This is a genomic window from Dyadobacter diqingensis (genome assembly GCF_024220585.1).
GTDB lineage: Bacteria > Bacteroidota > Bacteroidia > Cytophagales > Spirosomataceae > Dyadobacter > Dyadobacter diqingensis.
This window is the reverse complement of record NZ_JAMXKF010000001.1, coordinates 1,111,382-1,126,766: the sequence shown is the minus strand read 5'-3', so window position 1 is coordinate 1,126,766 and position 15,385 is coordinate 1,111,382. Positions and strand designations below refer to the sequence as shown.

Genomic DNA, 15,385 nt, shown 5'->3' with positions numbered 1-15,385 from the left:
AATAATGAACACGAAAAAGATTATATATATAAGTTTTATGCTGGGGTTATTCTTACTTGGAGGCATCTTTTCCTGCCAGAGACCAGCAGAAACGGATAAAGAAGAGGAAGAAAAACATTCAGAAAAGGAACATGAAGAGCCTAAAAATAAGGAGGTAGAGCTTACCGAAGCACAGTATAACGCGTCGGATATTGTGCTGGGGACTTTTGAACCGAAAAATCTGAGCGAAGTCATCAATGCGAACGGTTATACAAAACTCCCGCCTCAGAATCAGGCGGATGTGTCGGTATTCATGGCGGGCATTGTAAAATCCATTAAGGTGATCGAAGGCCAGCATGTTAATGCAGGTCAGACTATTGCGACACTGGAAAGTCCGGAGTTTACGAAACTTCAGGAAGCATATCTGACCTCGGAGAGTAATCTGGAATTTTTAAGTGCCGAATTTGAAAGACAAAAAACCTTATCGGAAGAGAATGTAAACGCGAAAAAGGCATTTCAGAAAGTAAAATCTGATTATGAAACGGAAAAGGTAAAGTATAACTCGCTGAAAAAACAATTAAGCCTTTTGCATATCAGCGGTTCTGGTGCCGGTAATATTTCATCGACCGTTGCTGTCACTGCGCCCATATCCGGATATATCACAGAGGTGAATATCAAAATTGGCAGTAATGTACAGCCTGGTACCGCGCTTTTTAGTATTGTCGATAACAGCAAAATGCATGTGGATTTACTGGTTTATGAAAAAGACCTGCAAAAAGTAAAGCCGAATCAGACGGTGCGATTTGTTTTGACAAATCAGGATAATGCAGAAATCCAGGGGAAAATTTTCAGTGTTGGCAAGGCATTTGAAAACGAAACGAAGTCTGTGGCCGTGCATGCAGATATTTTAAATGACAAGCAGATCCTCATTCCGGGTATGTATGTCAATGCTTTGATTGATATTGGAAAGAACGAAGTAAACGCTTTGCCGGTGGATGCTGTTATCAAAGCCGATGGCAGAGAATTTATATTCATTCTGGAAGCAGAACATGAGGAGAAGGGTAAGACGAAGTTATACCATTTTCAGCGCGTTGAGGTAAAATCGGGTACGATGCAGCTGGGTTATGTGCAGGTGACACCTTTGCAAAACCTGGGAAAAGATGCTCGTATCGTGCTGAAAGGCTCTTATTATATTCAAAGTCATTTATTGAAAAGTGAAGGCGGAGGAGGACATGAACATTAGCATGGCACCGTCGGACAAAATTACTTTGCGAAAAACGACAATATTTTTCGCGTCATTATTTTATTAAAAACTATGTATAGTATCATCACCGCCACGATATTACTTGGAATGGTTCATGCTTTGATACCCAATCACTGGCTGCCGCTGGTGGCCGTTGCGAAAGCAGAAAAGTGGGAGCGGACCGACTTGTTGAGCGTTGCATTTATTATTTCTCTGGCGCATGTAGCGGGTACAGTGGCGCTGGGTATCATTCTTGGCATTATTGGGACCAGGCTGGCCGATCAATACAGCGATTTTGTGGACATTATCGCGCCTGTGCTACTGATCATTTTTGGACTGATCTACTTTTCTGTTAATCTGCCTCACCACCATCATGGTGCGGGTGAAGATGTTGAACAATACAAAAAGTCGAGGACGCGCTGGATTCTGATCTTTGTGATGATGATGTTTCTCTCGCCATGTCTTGAAGTGGAAAGTCTTTTCCTTTCCGCCGGAGCATTCGGTGTAAGAAATGTGTTATTGTTAGCTCTGGTTTATGCGGTCACGAGCATCGCAGGCATTGTGGGACTGGTTATGCTGGCCTTTAAAGGGATACACCTTGTGGACACGGACTTTATTGAACACAACGAAAAGCGGATCACCGGGGTTATTTTAATATTGGTTGGTATCGTGACTTTCTTCATTCACTGATCAGGGAAAAATGTTCTGAGAAGAATAAAAGATTGTTAAATAAACACAAAAAAGCTGTTTCAATTGATTTTGAGACAGCTTTTTTGTGTTTTAAAATGTGGTTCACGAAGGTAAGGTACACTGAAAATTTTCAGGAAGGCTATTTTTGAACTATATCAATTGCGCTTTGGATTGATAGGAACTGACTTTGCTAGCCAGATCGACAACATTGGTTACCTGCATTTTGCGGTAAATTTTAAACTTCATGGTACTGATCGTGGAAGGAGCGAGGCCGAGCTGTTTTGCAATATCTGCGGTACGGAATCCCTTTAAAAGCAATTGAAGAATTTCAGACTCTCTTACGGAAAGCAGCGTCATTAAGTTATGGTCCATCAATCCTTCCAGCAGAAAATCGGTGATTCCGTCAAATAAATATTTGCGCCCTTTCATGACGGTATTGAATGCCGACTGAAACTCAAACTTCGTCATTGTTTTCAGGCATATGCCGTCCACGCCCTTTTTCAGATAAGGAATTGCCCAGACTTTTTCATTTTCCTCACCAAGAATAAGTATTTTGATCGTAGGCTGAATCCTTCTGATACTGTCAAAACTATTCAGATTGGTGAGGTTTGACAAACGAATATCCAGAATGAGTACGTCAAAATATGATTTTCTAAGCGCAATCTGAATGTTTTCCCAGCTATCGGTTTCCTCGATATATGGATTGCTGACGTTTTCCTGAATTGAAGCAATGATACCTAAACGGAAAAAATCATTTTTGATCAATAGCAATGTTCGTGTCATTTTGATGCAGGTTAATTTGTTTAATAATAAAAGTTGAGATCACGACTTGGCCCAACCCGTTCGTGTGTGGTAATGATTATGGTAAGCAGGAGTGTTATTGGCGTTCAGGAATGAATCAGGTATGCTGAATTTTGCCTCTTCGAAACCGTTATGAGCTGATTGATAACGGTTTCAAAGATGGCGGAACTGTAAACTAGTGTGGGCATAATGTTCATAAATTATATTCTGAAAAGTGTGTGTGTCGATGATTTTTGATTTATCTTATCGGAATCAAATCTAACGTACATTTTTGAATGTGTTTGTCGACAACATTATTCTCTTTTGTAGAATGATCTCTATGCTTCCATGAATACTGATGTAGAAAGAGATTTTTCAACTGCCGGGAGGCGTTTTGCAGGATTCTGAAAGGATTATGATTCTTGTAACCAACTTTCGTTAATATCAGGAATAGAATCAAATTTCCTCAACTCACGTAAGTTGGCCATTATTGCTAACCGGTGTATGCAGGATGCTATTTTCAGAAAGCAGGGCGGTATAACGGCGGATATTCAGTACAAATGAAATTTTGAACGAACGATTGCGGCCGGTTCAGAAGTTCTTAAGAAGTGATACTTTTTTGGATAATTCGATTTCATCCGCAACTTCCAGTTTATCAAATATCCTTCTTTTGTAAGTGCTGATCGTATTTTCCTTCACGTTGAGTAACGAAGCAATTTCCTTGGTCCATTTCCCCTCAGTCAGCAGCTGCATCACCAGAATTTCCCGCGGAGACAGCGTCATAATCGGATTTTTCAGCTTTTTGGAATTGTTGTCACCGAGGTTATTCAGTAACGTTTGCTGTATGCGGTAACTGACATATTTTCCACGGTTCACGAGCGCTTTGTAAGCTGCCTGAAATTCTTCCTGAGAAGCTTGTTTGGAAAGGAATCCATCTGCACCGGCCTGCATATACGGTAACGCATACACTTCTTCATCATAACCGGAATGGATCAGGATAAGTATATCCGGTTGTTTTTCTCTGACCATCTCCATCATTCTTATGTTCTCACCTCCCGGTACGTCGATGTCAAGAATAAGAAGGTCAAATTTTTCATGCTCTAATAAAGATATTCCTGCCGGGAAATTATCAGCCTGAGAAACCGTTGCTTTGGGATCTGATTCTGTAATCAGCTGTTTCAACCCCATTCGGATTAAAGGGTGATCCTCGATAATTAATATGTTCATGAATAACTAGTATGTATGATATTCGCAAATCTAATTATTTATGCGCTGCGAGGATGGTCGAAATATATCTACAAGGATCGTTCAGATTATGACGTGTCTTATGGTTGTTTTTGAGGAGAGAAAAAGAATGGGCAACGTAAATCGCTGCCCATTCAGAACGATGTTAAAATTTGAAAGCGATACCTGCATTGACAGAATAATCCGCAAATGCTGCATCTCCACGCGTATATGTACCGGTTTTGACGGTATTTTCTTTATCTGTTATACTCTGTGTTCTGTTACGAACAAAGGCCACCGGGACACTTACAAAAATGCTGTATTTATTAGTGGAATAGTTGATGCTTGGCTCAACGCTCCATACATAACCCGGACGACGAAAATCACCACTGCCGCCAACGATATCATGAACAGGAACGCCTTCCAGGCGTGCACCGGCTGCTACTGACAAACCGTGAGCGACGTTGTTCAGTGCATAACTAAATCCGCCACGAACCATGTATTGATCAGGAACACTCATGATGGCTTCGTTGGCAAGGCGAGGTGTCAAAGTCTCGCGATAGGTGCGAACGCCATTTTGCTCTCTCGGATTGCTGAGGTAATACAGGTTTGCATACACGCCAAAATTATGGGAAATGTTGTAATATGTGTTTGCTTCAAAAGTAAATCCGGTGCCGCCGTCGCCCAATTGGATGGACTGGTCAACGGTACGAAGTTCCTTGGCGCCATTTGCGCCGACATTATACCAATAATCCTGGTAGTCGTAATCTCCGGTCGGCAATTTAATTCCAAGACCAACCTGAATATTTCCGCGGGTGCTTTTTTTAGGATCAAGCAACCAGCGATAGGCAGCGATCCGCATGTCGCCGATACCAAACGAATGCATGCTGTGGCGTTCGTTAAATTTGTTAACACCATTGATCAAACCGTGTTCATACAACGAAGAACGCGCATTGGAAATCACAGGCAGGTCGATCATCAGAGACCAGCGGTCGTTCAGAATTCGTGTTAAGTTGAAATCAAGCGAAACCGTGTGGTTGATCACCTCGGTATGTTGTTTAAGACGGTCTTTATTTTCTTCGGTTCCCGAATAATGGCGAAACGATTTGAAGTAACGCGCATTGGTTGCAAATACCCATTTGTTGTGGTCGGTGCTATCCGGATGGGCAAGCATGCAGGCATTTCCCGTGCTGCGGATGGCCACACAACCCTGAGCCTGAGTTTTGTAAGAAAAAAGAAGAGAACATAACGAAACGCCGAGTAAGTAAAAGTGTCTTTTCATATAATTATTGATAGATTTATTTGTTACAAGTAATGAAATAAATTCGAGGTTTGGGTTTTATTTCTTTAAAATCTGCTGCTGATTTATCCGATTCTCATAGCAGTTTTTTCACAACTAATCAATAAAAAAAGCAACCGCCGGATAAATCCCGCGGTTGCTCAATATCATTTTACTGATTTTATTATGCTGCAAAAATCTTATCCATAAAATCTTTGATCGTCTGTAATCTTTTGCGGTCACCACCGGAAACCTCGGCAGATGCCCAGCCGGAATAACCGACTTTTTGCAAAGCTTTGTTTACCTCCGGCCAATTGCAATCGCCATCAAAAAACTCGACGTCAAATCCTTTCCAAAGACCCAGGTCGTTCTGCTTCTTAAAGCTGAATTCTTTCAGGTCAATTTTCAGGATGCGTTTATCAAGCGCTTCAATCCAGGATACAGGCCAGCCATAACGAAGTACATTGCCAACATCAAAATACCAGCCGATCATCGGATGCTTGAAATCGTCAACATATTTGGCAGCTTCCAGCGGACTGATCAGAAATTGATTCCAAACGTTTTCCAGTGCAATTTTTACACCCGTTTTTTCAGCGACCGGAAGCAACTTTTTCAGCTCGGCGCGTGACCGCTCGTAAGCTTCTGCATAGGAAACCTGTGCATTGACTACGCCAGGTACAACCAAAACTGTTGTTCCGCCATATTGTTTGGTATCCCAAAGTGCTTTTTCAATGGACTTTACACATTCCTCCCGTTTCTTAGGATCCGGATCAGACAATGGCAGTTTCCAGTGCATCGAGTTAACTGTACCCGGAAGTTCCAGCCCCGTTTTGTCGCGGGCGGCCAGCACTTCTTTCATATCCAGTTTATCAGGTGAATCCAGCTCAACGCCGTCATAACCGATATCTTTCAGCATTTTGAATTTGTCCATGATAGACAAATCTTCTTTTACCATGCCCCATTTCAAACTTTTCTTGATCATGGGTCTGGCAAGAGGCGCAACAATATTTCCGGGCAAGTTTTGTACAGGTGATGCGATCACGTCTGTCACAGAACCGATACCCATAGCCACACCTGTCGTGGCCGCTGTTGCAAACGCGGTATTTTTAAGAAAATCTCTTCTTTGCATACCGGATTATGAGAATGACGTGATACCAGGTCTTGCCACTTCAACGATCGGACGTTTCATATCAAAGCTGAAATCAGCTGAACTTTGAGGCCCCAGTTTTTCGGTCGAGTTCATTGCATCTTCCCAGGTAACTCGTTTTCCTGTGTAAGCGGCCATTCTACCCATGATAGCCAAAAGCGTACTATGCGCCATGAATTCGCCATCATTTAATGGAGTGCCTTTACGTATCGAAGCAAACAATTCGTCATGCTCAGTCTGATACATGTCATTTTGTTTTCCTTCATATTTCCATGGGTTCTGACCGTAAATTTCGTGAACGTTACGTGCACAGTTTACCATCGCTCTTCCTTTGGTACCAATCGTTTCAACCAGGTAGCTGTTTTCACAGTTGGCCTGCTGTCTTGAATGGTGGAAACCTTTTGCGCCGTTTTCGTATTCATAAGTCACAGCGAAGTGGTCGAAGATATTACCGAAAAGCTCTTCAGTTCTTACCTGACGTCCGCCGGTTCCAACTGCCGAGATTGGTAATTTTCCACCCATAGCCCATGACATCATATCGATACTGTGTACAGCCTGTTCCACAATGTGGTCACCGGCAAGCCATGTATAGTAAGTCCAGTTACGCAAAACGTATTGCGCGTCTGTCCAGCCCTGAACACGTGGGAAAGACCACAATGTACCGGTATCGTACGTATTATAGATCGCAGAAATATCACCAACGGCTCCGTCAAGGATTTTTCCAAAACTCGCACGTTTTGGCTCATGATATCTCCAGCAGAAACCGGACATCAATGAAAGGTTTTTCTGTTTTGCCAGTTTAGCAGCATCCAACACTTTGCGTACCCCCGGTGCATCAACCGCAACCGGTTTTTCACAGAACACGTGTTTGCCTGCGTTGATAGCCGCTGTCAAATGTTCAGGACGGAAATGCGGAGGCGTTGCAAGAATTACAACATCAACACCTGAGTCAAGCACTTTTTTGAACGCATCAAAACCAACAAATTTATGGCCGTCGTCAACCTTCACTTTTGCACCATGTACTTTCGTCAGGTTTTCAAGTGAAGAGTCCATTTTATCTTTGAAGATATCACCCATTGCGTGAAGGACAACATTTGGATCTGCTTTAAGCGCCTGATTGGCAGCTCCCGATCCACGTCCTCCGCAACCGATCAAACCAATTTTCAGGGTGTCGCTGTTGACACCTGCATAGGCACGGTTTGGGTTAAGAATTGTGATTGCCGGCAAAGCGCTACCTGCTAGTGCTACACCTGCCATTTTTAAAACATCTCTACGAGAAGCATTCATTTTTATAAGGGATTAGGTTTGATAATAAATTTACATAAAATCTTAAAGCATTGCTGCTGCTTTTACAATTCTATGCAAAGGTTTAAAGTTAAATAAATCTGTCAATTGTTTTGCTAATTAACTTCAAAAATCGTCCGAAAGTATGAAGACTCCAGAAATTTTGTGGCAGCCGGAATGCTTTTCAAAAGGTTTAAATTCTGTAATATTACATGCTCCTTTTATTTTTTAATACCTAAAAACGCTAATGAAATCATCCATTTGGCTTATGGCTCAGGATAATATCCAGGATAATTTACTAATTGTTATATCGCTTCTCTTCGTCGTTTCGATGCTGACGATGTTGAGCGAGAAATTGCGGATATCTTATCCGATCTTTTTGGTTATCGCCGGTTTGCTGATCAGTTTTATTCCTGGCATTCCGCATATCAGCCTCGAACCCGACTGGGTTTTTCTGCTGTTTCTTCCTCCGCTTTTGTATTTCGCCGCCTGGAATACGTCCTGGAAAGATTTCTGGGAACTTAAACGTCCGATCGGACTGCTGGCGATCGGATTGGTGGTCATGACGGCCACCGCTGTGGCATATCTGTCAAGTGCCATGATCCCCGATTTTACCCTGGCCATGGGTTTTGTTTTAGGAGGAATTATTTCTCCGCCGGATGCTGTGGCGGCAACTTCGGTTTTGCAGGGGCTTAAAATTCCAAAACGTGTGGTCACGATTCTGGAAGGGGAAAGTTTGGTGAATGACGCTTCTTCACTGATTGTTTTCCGGGTTGCACTGGCGACTTTGTTAACAGGTCAATTTGTTTTCTGGAAAGCAGGCGTTGATTTTTTTGTGGTATCGATCATGGGTATCATTATCGGACTGGCCATTGCGCATGTGTTGTATCTGGTCCACAGGTTTTTTCCAACCACGTCAAGTATTGACACCGCGCTAACCTTTATCAGTCCTTATTTAATGTACATCGGGGCTGAACATTTTCACTATTCGGGTGTACTGGCAACGGTCAGCGGTGGGTTATTTCTCAGCTATCGTTCACATGAAATCCTTACTTATAATTCCCGGATGCAGTCGCGTTATGTTTGGGAGACGGTCGTGTTTTTGCTGAATGGTATCGTGTTTATTCTGATTGGTCTGCAACTTCCTGAAATCATAAGCGGCCTTGGTCAGAACTCCATTGGTTCGGCCATTACCTATGCCGTGGTGATCAGTATCGTAACCATTCTGATCCGTATTTTCTGGGTTTTCCCAAGTACTTATCTGCCACGTATTTTAAGTAAACGCATCCGTGAAAGTGAGCCCCGCGTCAGCTGGCAGCCTGTTTTTATTGTGGCTTGGAGCGGAATGCGGGGTGTGGTTTCTTTGGCTTCGGGTTTGGCAGTGCCATTAACCCTGACCGATGCAACAACGGCATTTCCACAGCGGAATATGATTCTTTTTATCACGTTTGTTGTCATACTTTTTACATTGGTTTTACAGGGTTTAAGTTTGCCTTTTTTGATCAAATGGCTGAAAATTAATGATGAAGGGGGGGATACGGAAGAGCAGGAAGTAGCTGTCCGTCTTCGTTTGGCCACGGCGAGTCTGGATCATATGCAGTCGATGTACAGCGACGAGGTAGAGGTGATTGACGCCTTCAGCCGCCTCCGGGACCGCTATGAGCGTATGATTGAGAATGCTAACGGGAAACTTTTGGAGAAAGAAACAAAAAACTCAACAGCTGATTTTCTTCCGAAGTACCGGAGTATGCTGGTTGAAATTGTTTACATCAAACGCGAAGAGCTTCAAAAATTACGACGGGAACGCATTTATTCCGATGAAATATTACGGGCCAGAGAAAGGGAGCTGGATCTGGAAGAAGCACGTTTGCGTGATTCACCCTGACATAAAAAGAGCCTTCAAAATCGACATTTTGAAGGCTCTTTTTATTGATATCAGACTCAGGTTATAATTAATTCCACTGAACTTCCACCGCGTAGTCTTTCAGATCAATCGTTGTGAAATGTTCTCCGTTTTGTCTTCTTAACGATATTTTTCCGTTCTGCACTTTTGCTGTTTGCTGTGACAATACGTCTTTATTGTTTTTCTTTCTGTAAATGGCCACAAGGTTTTCATCTGTCGTCACATCCACCTCGCAGTTGCGTCCCTTGGCTGTGATCAGCTTGGAATAATTCGGCAGGTACGGAGCTTTGGCGAGTGCCAGCGCGCGGGATGCCAATGGCACACCATAACCCACATAATTATTTCCATAAGGATATAAATGCGCGGATTTTTCGATCAGTTCAATCAGTTCCTTGTTGGTAAGTTTCGGATTTGCCTGCATCAGACAAGCCGCGAAACCGGTGATTACAGGTGCGGAAAGCGATGTTCCATATAAAGAGAAACAGGAAACATTAGGTTTTACATAGGATAAAAATTCGGGGCCTACGCTACTGTAACCAATTCTGTTCCATAGTTTTGCGTTGGTGGCGCCGATAGAAAGCACACCCTGGGCATCAGCCGGAGCCGAAATAATTCCCCAGCTCTTGTCTTCGCCTTCGTTACCGGCAGAAACCACGATCATGATTCCTTTTCTGTCCGAGGCGATTTGCGCCGCACGGGTAATGGCGCTGGTTTTTCCATCCATTTGAGATGGTTTATAGTTTTCTTTCGGGTCAGAAAAACCTTTGGCATAACCCAGTGAGGTATTGATCAGGCGAACGCCAAGGCTGTCCATCCACTCCATCGCCGCAATCCAGTTGTCTTCCTCTCCACGCCATTCGCGCAGGGAGTAATCGGTACGTGCCAGGTAAAATTTGGAGTTCAATGCCAGACCATACTGCATCTGATCCTGATTGTCAATGCCTGAAATGGCTGACAAAACTTCTGTGCCATGCATATCCGAAAATGACTCAGCCGTGCTGAAAAGCATGTTGCCTGGTCTACCCGGTTTTACGTAATCATGAATGCCTAAAATCCTTTTGTTGGCAAAAATATGCTGAAGGGCAAGGGAAGAATCTGCTCCGTAAAAACCTGCGTCAATAACGCCGATCGTAACATCTTTCCCGTTAATACCGGCTTTCTGGAATGCGTTGGCCTGAACCTGCGACATCACCTGAGCCATCTGTGCTTTTTCGGTTGGTTTCGTCTGAGCAATGAAAAAACCGGAGGTCATCGGAATCACTTCCTTGACAAAATTCAGCTGACGAACTTTTTCTGCCTGGTCATAAGTAAGTACCGCAGATACCGCATTAAGCCATTTGGAACGGTTTACGATGTTTACCGAACTTTCTTTTAGCTGCTTCTGATAATCTTCGCGAACGGGCAGATCGGTATCATCCGAGGAAGGATTGCCAAATTTCTGACGGTTTTCCAGCGTTGTCTGTGAAACTGCGGGGGCATTGGATAAATTTTTATCTTTCAAATATATCCAGTATTTGGGCTGCGCAGAAAGCAATGCGGGGATAGATAAAAACGCCAGTAAAAAGAATCTCTTCATTGAATATTTAAAATTTGTTAGGAATCCTGCTTATGAAATTACTTAATAATTTTGTGTTCTGAAAATCCTCTACTTTCAGGACTTTCTAACGTAGAACTTCCCTTATTAAAGTATAATATTAAAGAAGTAAAACGTAATTTTACAAATTTAATTACCAGTTACAAAACTTAGACTTTATGCGTTACTCGTCCATAGATAAAAACCTGTTTGTTGAAAACCGCCGCCGGCTTGCCGGTTTGCTGAAACTCAAATCGTTGGCGATTTTGAATTCCAACGATATTATGCCAACGAATGCGGACGGTTCAATGGGTTTTCGTCAAAATACGGATCTTTTTTATCTGACGGGCGTTGATCAGGAAGAAACGATATTATTAATCTCGCCGCAGCACCCGGACGAGAAGTTAAGAGAGGTATTATTTGTGCGCGAAACCAATGAGCTGATTGCGGTTTGGGAGGGTGAAAAGTTGTCGAAGGAGCAAGCCCGTGAGGTATCAGGGATTCAGACGGTTTTCTGGACACATCAGTACGAAACCGTTTTCAGGAATATCGTTTTTGAGGCTGAAAATGTATATCTCAACACGAATGAGCACACCAGAAACGACTCGCCGGTGGTTACCCGTGACGTCCGTTTTATTACAGATTTCAAAGAAAAATACCCGTTGCACCAACTTGCCAGACTGGCACCGTTGATGCACCAGCTTCGTGCGGTGAAACAGCCTCAGGAAATAGCCTTGATGCAAAAGGCCTGTGATATAACAAAACTTGGTTTTGAGCGGTTACTGAAATTTGTAAAACCAGGTGTGCAGGAATTTGAGATCGAAGCTGAATTATTGCATGAATTTGTAAGAAACCGCTCTAAGGGATTTGCATACCAGCCGATTATTGCGTCAGGTGCTAATGCGTGTGTATTGCACTATATCCAGAATGACAAGCCATGTAAAGATGGCGACGTGATCCTTCTGGATGTTGCGGCGGAATATGCCAATTACGGTTCAGACCTTTCCAGAAGTATTCCCGTGAACGGTCGTTTTACAAAGAGACAAAGGGATGTTTATGACGCTGTGCTAAGGGTTTTTAAGGCATCCAGAAGTATGCTCGTGACGGGTGGTCTTTGGGATGAATATCACGTCGAAGTAGGCAAGATTATGGAGAGTGAGCTGTTGGGACTGGGGTTAATCACCAGGCATGATATCGAAAAACAGGATCCTGAATGGCCGGCTTACAAGAAGTATTTTCCACATGGAAATTCTCATTTCCTCGGGCTTGATATCCACGACGTTGGCAATAAGTATCGCCGTTTTGAGCCGGGTATGGTATTTACCTGCGAGCCGGGAATTTATATTCGTGAAGAAGGTTTGGGGATAAGGCTGGAAAATAACATTCTCATCACCGCAGATGGCAATATTGACCTGATGGGACATATACCAATCGAGGCCGAGGAAATTGAAGAATTGATGAATTCGTAAGAATGCGTAAATTTGAATGATGTTAAAGCCGGGAGATTTTACATTCTTCCGGCTTTTCATTGGAATAACCGTTTGAACAGTACCATGGATTTTTATACCGACGACCTTTATAAGCTACTCTTCTCATTCATTCTGGGTGCCGTTATTGGTGCCGAAAGAGAATACCGGAGCAAGTCGGCGGGATTGAGGACCATGATTTTGATTGCCGTCGGTTCTACGCTTTTTACGCTGGTATCCATTCGGATCAGTGGTGATGCAGGCCGGATCGCGGCGAATATTGTGACGGGGATCGGTTTTATTGGTGCCGGGATTATTTTTCGGGAGAATAACCGTGTGGTCGGGATTACGACCGCCGCGATTGTCTGGGTGACTGCTGCATTGGGAATGTCGATCGGCGCCGGGTATTATACAATAGCCCTGTATTCGTTCCTGATTTCGGGTATGGCGCTTGTGGTTCTTTCGCCCATTCAGAAATGGATAAGGGGTAAAAATCAGATCCGGACTTACCGTTTGATGTGTGTATACCAGAAAAGAACTTTGAAGGATTATGAAGATCTTTTTAAGCAATACGGCCTGGTCATTCTGGGTGCCGAACAAAACCGCTCGGGAAGTCACATCACAGGAAACTGGATTTTACAGGGGTCATTACATACGCACGAGCAGCTGACAGATTACCTTTTGAATGACCAGAATATTGTAGAGTTTGATTTTTAGTAACTGTCAGGCACTTTTTAAAATTATTTTTTGCTTAGAATTTTAGAAATTAAAGTAGAACGTGAGACAGAACTATAAATAAATACGTTACCAGTAAACCAGTGTTGAAAAATTAGTGTTTAAAAAACACGACACCATAACCCAATTTTCTTAAACAATTTAGGACAAGATTTTGTGTTAAATTGAATTCATTTTTTGAATCATTATGTCCCACTTAATAAATACAACGCTCTGGGAGGTTATCAGCCAGAACATATCCGAAACAGAGACGGATTGGCTGACGCAGAAAGGAAACGGGTCGCCCATTGAGTTGATGACTGCCTTTGTGGCCTCTCCCAGATTTTTACCCAAGAAAATAGTCAATATTGAATCAGCACAGGAGCATTCACTTCATGAGATTGTACCCGGTTTTTCGATCAATGGATGGAGTCTGGTGCGGCTGGCCCGGGTGTGGCTGCTGACCAAGCTGGACGCTTCGGATAAAGAGGCCTTTGTCAAGAATATAGAAACACTTTTTGATACGGCGGAGATGAACGAACTGGTGGCACTTTATTCTGCACTGCCTGTTCTGGATTTTCCGGAGCAGTGGCTGTTCAGGGCCACGGATGCGGTTCGCTCCAACATGGGTTTTGTTTTTGATGCCATTGCGCTGCATAACCCTTATCCTGCCAAATATTTCAGCGAGCTGGCCTGGAACCAACTTGTGCTGAAAACGATTTTCAATGACAAGCCTGTCCATTTCATTACCGGATTAGAGGAAAGGCAGAACGAAAATCTGGCACTTGTCCTTTCTGATTTTGCACATGAACGCTGGGCTGCCGGTCGGTCCGTAGCGCCCAATGTATGGCGGTTGGTGAGTAAATATTTGAACGACACGCTTTTATCTGACGTGGCGCATTTGTTCCATACACCGCATTTTTACAATCATGAAGCTGCGGCTCTGGTGTGTTTTGATTCAGAATATGAGCCTGCAAAGGCATTGTTATCAGGTTATCCTGAATTTGAAAAATCGATTACGGAAGGGGCCCTGACCTGGTCCAATCTTGAATTTACTGACTTAAATACTTATGTGCCAACATTGCAAAGATAGTAGCGCGCCTAATCCATCACATTTTGAAGCGGGCGACGGGCTGGCAAATTCTCCTGCACATATTGACATGGCATGGAGTGAATACAATGAACTGATTAAAGGAATGCGGTTTTTTGATCCGCATATCCATATGGTTTCACGTACAACAGATGATTACCAGGCTATGCGTCAGGCGGGTATTGTGGCGCTGATCGAACCTTCGTTCTGGGTAGGACAGCCACGTACGGGTCTTTCCAGTTTTAAAGATTATTACAGTAGTCTGGTAGGGTGGGAGCGTTTCCGTTCTTCTCAGTTTGGCATCAAACATTATTGCACGATGGGCTTAAATTCCCGTGAAGCCAATAATGAGCCGCTTGCTGAGCAGGTGATGGAGATTTTGCCATTGTATATTTACAAGGAAGGTGTGGTAGGGATCGGCGAGATCGGTTTTGATGACCAGACGGCCGCGGAGGAAAAATATTATCGTTTACAGCTGGAACTGGCCAAGGAAGCAAAACTTCCCGTGCAGATTCATACGCCCCACCGGGACAAAAAACGTGGAACCGAGCGCAGCATGGCTATTGCACTGGAACATGGCCTGGATCCTTCCTGGGTTATCGTTGACCACAACAATGAAGAAACTGTAAAGAGCGTGTTGGATCAGGGCTTTTATGCAGCTTTCACCATTTATCCGTTTACAAAAATGGGTAATGAACGTATGGTAAAAGTTGTTGAGCAGTATGGTCCGGAGCGTATCATGGTTAATTCGGCTGCGGACTGGGGGATTTCAGATCCGCTTGCACTTCCAAAAACTGCTGCATTGATGAAAATGCGGGGTATTGCCGACGAAACGATCCGTTTGGTAACGTATCAGAATGCGATCGACGCATTTGGAAAAAGCGGACAAATTGATGTTTCCGATTTTGAAGGCGGGCTTTCTGTTGAAAAAACGGAAAAATTTCATGGTAATTCAATCTTACGCGGAGGACAGCAACCGGACGTTGCCAAAGATTCCCTGGTAATCCAATAAC

13 protein-coding genes are annotated in these 15,385 nt (G+C 43.4%); 7 read left to right on the top strand and 6 right to left on the bottom strand.

What is annotated here, in order from left to right; translation table 11 throughout:
* Nucleotides 1-4: 4 nt before the first annotated feature.
* On the top strand, nucleotides 5-1,222 hold the full coding sequence (locus M1L62_RS04555; protein WP_254411820.1) for an efflux RND transporter periplasmic adaptor subunit: 1,218 nt from the start codon (nucleotides 5-7) through the stop codon (nucleotides 1,220-1,222).
* A gap of 72 nt (nucleotides 1,223-1,294) precedes the next feature.
* The gene (locus tag M1L62_RS04550; RefSeq protein WP_254411819.1) at nucleotides 1,295-1,912 is read left to right on the top strand and encodes a hypothetical protein; all 618 of its coding nucleotides are present in this window, start codon (nucleotides 1,295-1,297) and stop codon (nucleotides 1,910-1,912) included.
* A gap of 150 nt (nucleotides 1,913-2,062) precedes the next feature.
* Here M1L62_RS04550 and M1L62_RS04545 read toward each other — a convergent pair whose 3' ends face one another.
* The 5 genes from M1L62_RS04545 to M1L62_RS04525 all read right to left on the bottom strand — a co-directional run bounded on the left by M1L62_RS04545 (nucleotide 2,063) and on the right by M1L62_RS04525 (nucleotide 7,599).
* Complete coding sequence (locus tag M1L62_RS04545) at nucleotides 2,063-2,695, bottom strand: LuxR C-terminal-related transcriptional regulator (RefSeq protein WP_254411818.1); 633 nt, start codon at nucleotides 2,693-2,695, stop codon at nucleotides 2,063-2,065.
* Between the two features lie 588 nt (nucleotides 2,696-3,283).
* Nucleotides 3,284-3,919: a response regulator transcription factor gene (locus M1L62_RS04540; RefSeq protein ID WP_254411817.1), complete on the bottom strand. Its 636-nt coding sequence runs from the start codon at nucleotides 3,917-3,919 to the stop codon at nucleotides 3,284-3,286.
* A gap of 163 nt (nucleotides 3,920-4,082) precedes the next feature.
* Nucleotides 4,083-5,198: a hypothetical protein gene (locus tag M1L62_RS04535; protein ID WP_254411816.1), complete on the bottom strand. Its 1,116-nt coding sequence runs from the start codon at nucleotides 5,196-5,198 to the stop codon at nucleotides 4,083-4,085.
* 181 nt (nucleotides 5,199-5,379) lie between these two features.
* On the bottom strand, nucleotides 5,380-6,324 hold the full coding sequence (locus tag M1L62_RS04530) for a sugar phosphate isomerase/epimerase family protein (RefSeq protein WP_254411815.1): 945 nt from the start codon (nucleotides 6,322-6,324) through the stop codon (nucleotides 5,380-5,382).
* Nucleotides 6,325-6,330: 6 nt separating this feature from the next.
* Nucleotides 6,331-7,599, bottom strand: a complete 1,269-nt coding sequence (locus tag M1L62_RS04525) for a Gfo/Idh/MocA family protein (RefSeq protein WP_374760295.1) — start codon at nucleotides 7,597-7,599, stop codon at nucleotides 6,331-6,333.
* A 274-nt stretch (nucleotides 7,600-7,873) separates the two neighbouring features.
* Between M1L62_RS04525 and M1L62_RS04520 the strand changes: the two genes are divergently transcribed.
* The gene (locus M1L62_RS04520) at nucleotides 7,874-9,511 is read left to right on the top strand and encodes a Na+/H+ antiporter (protein WP_254411813.1); all 1,638 of its coding nucleotides are present in this window, start codon (nucleotides 7,874-7,876) and stop codon (nucleotides 9,509-9,511) included.
* Between the two features lie 67 nt (nucleotides 9,512-9,578).
* On the opposite strand, the gene M1L62_RS04515 is transcribed toward M1L62_RS04520, so the two are convergent.
* Nucleotides 9,579-11,105 (bottom strand): S8 family serine peptidase, encoded by a 1,527-nt coding sequence (locus tag M1L62_RS04515; protein ID WP_254411812.1) that lies wholly within the window; start codon nucleotides 11,103-11,105, stop codon nucleotides 9,579-9,581.
* A 176-nt stretch (nucleotides 11,106-11,281) separates the two neighbouring features.
* On the opposite strand from M1L62_RS04515, the gene M1L62_RS04510 reads away from it, so the two are divergent.
* The 4 genes from M1L62_RS04510 to M1L62_RS04495 all read left to right on the top strand — a co-directional run bounded on the left by M1L62_RS04510 (nucleotide 11,282) and on the right by M1L62_RS04495 (nucleotide 15,384).
* A complete protein-coding gene (locus M1L62_RS04510; protein ID WP_254411811.1) occupies nucleotides 11,282-12,571 on the top strand; it encodes an aminopeptidase P family protein in 1,290 nt (429 codons plus the stop codon).
* Nucleotides 12,572-12,655: 84 nt separating this feature from the next.
* Complete coding sequence (locus tag M1L62_RS04505; protein ID WP_254411810.1) at nucleotides 12,656-13,285, top strand: MgtC/SapB family protein; 630 nt, start codon at nucleotides 12,656-12,658, stop codon at nucleotides 13,283-13,285.
* Between the two features lie 205 nt (nucleotides 13,286-13,490).
* Nucleotides 13,491-14,375 (top strand): EboA domain-containing protein, encoded by an 885-nt coding sequence (locus M1L62_RS04500; RefSeq protein WP_254411809.1) that lies wholly within the window; start codon nucleotides 13,491-13,493, stop codon nucleotides 14,373-14,375.
* Complete coding sequence (locus tag M1L62_RS04495; RefSeq protein WP_254411808.1) at nucleotides 14,353-15,384, top strand: TatD family hydrolase; 1,032 nt, start codon at nucleotides 14,353-14,355, stop codon at nucleotides 15,382-15,384. The genes M1L62_RS04500 and M1L62_RS04495 overlap by 23 nt, the downstream gene beginning before the upstream one ends.
* Nucleotide 15,385 lies beyond the last annotated feature (1 nt).

What these genes read in the sequence shown, in the direction of transcription:
- M1L62_RS04555 (WP_254411820.1), top strand. Translation starts at nt 5, where the DNA reads ATGAACACGAAAAAGATTATATATATAAGTTTTATGCTGGGGTTATTC.
- M1L62_RS04550 (WP_254411819.1), top strand. Translation starts at nt 1,295, where the DNA reads ATGTATAGTATCATCACCGCCACGATATTACTTGGAATGGTTCATGCT.
- M1L62_RS04545 (WP_254411818.1), bottom strand. Translation starts at nt 2,695, where the DNA reads ATGACACGAACATTGCTATTGATCAAAAATGATTTTTTCCGTTTAGGT.
- M1L62_RS04540 (WP_254411817.1), bottom strand. Translation starts at nt 3,919, where the DNA reads ATGAACATATTAATTATCGAGGATCACCCTTTAATCCGAATGGGGTTG.
- M1L62_RS04535 (WP_254411816.1), bottom strand. Translation starts at nt 5,198, where the DNA reads ATGAAAAGACACTTTTACTTACTCGGCGTTTCGTTATGTTCTCTTCTT.
- M1L62_RS04530 (WP_254411815.1), bottom strand. Translation starts at nt 6,324, where the DNA reads ATGCAAAGAAGAGATTTTCTTAAAAATACCGCGTTTGCAACAGCGGCC.
- M1L62_RS04525 (WP_374760295.1), bottom strand. Translation starts at nt 7,599, where the DNA reads ATGGCAGGTGTAGCACTAGCAGGTAGCGCTTTGCCGGCAATCACAATT.
- M1L62_RS04520 (WP_254411813.1), top strand. Translation starts at nt 7,874, where the DNA reads ATGAAATCATCCATTTGGCTTATGGCTCAGGATAATATCCAGGATAAT.
- M1L62_RS04515 (WP_254411812.1), bottom strand. Translation starts at nt 11,105, where the DNA reads ATGAAGAGATTCTTTTTACTGGCGTTTTTATCTATCCCCGCATTGCTT.
- M1L62_RS04510 (WP_254411811.1), top strand. Translation starts at nt 11,282, where the DNA reads ATGCGTTACTCGTCCATAGATAAAAACCTGTTTGTTGAAAACCGCCGC.
- M1L62_RS04505 (WP_254411810.1), top strand. Translation starts at nt 12,656, where the DNA reads ATGGATTTTTATACCGACGACCTTTATAAGCTACTCTTCTCATTCATT.
- M1L62_RS04500 (WP_254411809.1), top strand. Translation starts at nt 13,491, where the DNA reads ATGTCCCACTTAATAAATACAACGCTCTGGGAGGTTATCAGCCAGAAC.
- M1L62_RS04495 (WP_254411808.1), top strand. Translation starts at nt 14,353, where the DNA reads ATGTGCCAACATTGCAAAGATAGTAGCGCGCCTAATCCATCACATTTT.